The 2,648-nt window shown below is 69.5% G+C and carries 2 protein-coding genes; both read right to left on the reverse strand.

The features are described 5' to 3' along the window. Positions 1–150: 150 nt before the first annotated feature. Entirely contained in the window at positions 151–1,308 is a 1,158-nt protein-coding gene (gene argJ, locus ACLQ6X_RS09445; protein WP_411699916.1) for a bifunctional glutamate N-acetyltransferase/amino-acid acetyltransferase ArgJ, read from the reverse strand. Continuing rightward, entirely contained in the window at positions 1,305–2,351 is a 1,047-nt protein-coding gene (gene argC, locus ACLQ6X_RS09450; protein ID WP_411699917.1) for an N-acetyl-gamma-glutamyl-phosphate reductase, read from the reverse strand. The genes argJ and argC overlap by 4 nt, the downstream gene beginning before the upstream one ends. Positions 2,352–2,648: the final 297 nt, after the last annotated feature.

The following is a 2,648-nucleotide window of genomic DNA, read 5'->3' on the forward strand; positions in this document are numbered from 1 at the left end:
CCGCCGTACTTCACCACGATCGTCTTGCCGTGGTAGCGCTTGAGCCAGGGCAGGGCGCCGGCGAGGGTGCTGGCCTTGGCGGGGTCAGGTCGGGTCATGTCGGGGTCCCTGCGGAATCGGGAGCGCAGCGAGCGATTTCGTGGGGTGAGTTCATGAGGAGTACGCACTGTTCTCGTGGACGTAGGCATGGGTGAGGTCGTTGGTCCAGACGGTCGCCCGGTCGGCGCCCGACTTGAGGTCGATGGTCACGCTGACCTCGCGCGGCTTCAAGTCGACCGTCGCGGGGTCGGCGGCCGGGGTGGAGTTGCGGCAGACCCACACGCCGTTCATGGCGACGTCGAGGTCTGCCGGGTCGAACGCCGCGTCGGTGGTGCCGATGCTGGCCAGCACCCGGCCCCAGTTGGGGTCGTTGCCGAAGACGGCGGCCTTGAACAGGTTGTTGCGGGCGACCGAGCGGCCCACCTCGACGGCGTCGTCTTCGCTCACGGCGTTGATCGTCTCGATCGAGATGTTGTGGCTCGCGCCCTCGGCGTCGGCCTGCAGCTGCGCGGCGAGGTCGGCGCACACGGCGGTGACCGCGGCCGTGAAGACCTCGAGGCTGGGCGAGACGCCGGATGCCCCGCTCGAGAGCAGAGAGACCTGGTCGTTGGTCGACATGCAGCCGTCGGAATCGAGCCGGTCGAACGTCACGCGGGTGGCGGAGCGGAGCGCGGCGTCGAGGTCGGCCGAGCCGAGCTGGGCATCGGTGGTGATGACGACGAGCATCGTGGCGAGCCCGGGGGCGAGCATGCCCGCGCCCTTCGCCATGCCGCCGACCGACCAGCCGGCGCCCTGCACGACCGACTCCTTCGGCTTCGAGTCGGTGGTCATGATCGCGAGGGCGGCGTCGTGCCCGCCGTCGTCGTTCAGGGCGGGGATCGCGGTGGCGACCCCGCCGATGACCTTGTCGCGGAAGTCCTGGCCGCCGACACCGATGAGACCGGTGGAGCAGACGAGCACGTCGCCTGCCGAGACGCCGAGTCCCTCGGCGACAGCCTCGGCGGTGGCGTGGGTGGTCTGGAAGCCGAAGGCGCCCGTGTAGCAGTTGGCCCCGCCGGAGTTGAGCACGACCGCCTCGACGATGCCGTCGCCGATCACCTGCTGCGACCAGATGATGGGGTTCGCTTTGGCGCGGTTGCTGGTGAACACGACGGCGGCCGCCTTGTTCGGGCCGAGGTTCTGCACGAGGGCGACGTCGTTCTTGCCGGTGCTTTTGAGGCCGGCGACTACTCCGGCGGCGACGAATCCGGCCGCATTGGTGACGCTCACGGTGCTACTCCATTGGTGCTCAGGCCGGTCGTCTCCACGAAACCGAGCGCGATATTGGCGGATTGGATGGCGGCTCCGGCCGTGCCCTTAACGAGATTGTCGATCGCGGTGACCGTGACGACCCTCCGCGTGGTCTCGTCGACGGCGAGGCCGACGAGCGCCGTGTTGGCGCCGACGGTGTCGGCCGTGCGCGGGAACTCACCCGCGGGCAGCAGGTGCACGAACGGCTCGTCGGCGTAGGCGGTCTCGAATGCCGCGCGCACCTGGTCGGCGGTGACACCCGGCGCGAGCTTCGCGGTGCTGGTGGCCAGGATGCCGCGGCTCATCGGCACGAGCATGGGGGTGAAGGAGATGCCGACGTTCGCGCCGCCGGCGAGGGTGAGGTTCTGCACGATCTCGGGGGTGTGGCGGTGGCTGCCGCCGACGCCGTAGGCCGACGCCGAACCGAGGATCTCGCTCGCCAGCAGGTTCGTCTTCAGCGCCTTACCGGCACCGGACGGGCCTACGGCGAGCACGGCGACGAGATCGTCGCCCTCGATGAGACCTGCCTGGATGCCCGGCGCGAGTCCGAGGGAAATGGCGGTGACGTTGCATCCGGGAACCGCAATGCGCGTGGCCCCGACGATCTCGTCACGGTGCTTGGAACCGTCGGCATGCAGCAGCTCGGGCAGGCCGTACGTCCAGGCCCCGAAGAACTCGCCGCCGTAGAACGCGGCCCAGTCGGACGCGCTGGTGAGCCGGTGGTCGGCGCCGCAGTCGATCACGAGGGTGCCCTCGGGCAGGGCGGCGGTGATCTCGCCGGACTTTCCGTGCGGCAGGGCGAGGAAGACGACGTCGTGGCCCGCGAGGTTCTCGGGGGTCGTCTCGACGAGGGTCAGGTGGGACAGGGAGCGGAGATGGGGCTGCAGCGCGATGAGCGGCTGCCCGGCGTTCTGGAACGCGGTGACGGTGGTGACGGTGAACTCCGGATGCGCGGCCAACAACCGCAGGAGCTCACCCCCGGCGTAGCCGCTTGCGCCGGCGACGGCAACGGAAAGTGACATGACTCAACCTTATTCAGTGGGGACGAGGAGGGAATGAGGCGGCGGCGAGAGCGACGGGGCCGGGGAATAGATCAACCCGGGTCGCGAACTCGACGCCTAGAGTCGCTCGGAGGTGGCGCGACGTCGCAGCCCGAAAGACAGCACGGTGCTGATCGAGACTGCGTTGCGAGAAATGGCCACAGGCCGACTGTACTACGGGTGTGGTGCGGGAGCCGAATCGGGGCGGGCGGATGAAGCGACGGCGCGGGACCCTCGCCGCGGTAGTGCGGTTGTGGCGGGTGTCGACCTCTCGACACC

The organism is Conyzicola sp. (assembly GCF_046714715.1).
Taxonomy (GTDB): Bacteria; Actinomycetota; Actinomycetes; order Actinomycetales; family Microbacteriaceae; genus Conyzicola.

Coding starts and splice junctions, on each gene's coding strand:
- argC (WP_411699917.1), bottom strand. CDS start 2,351: ATGTCACTTTCCGTTGCCGTCGCCGGCGCAAGCGGCTACGCCGGGGGT.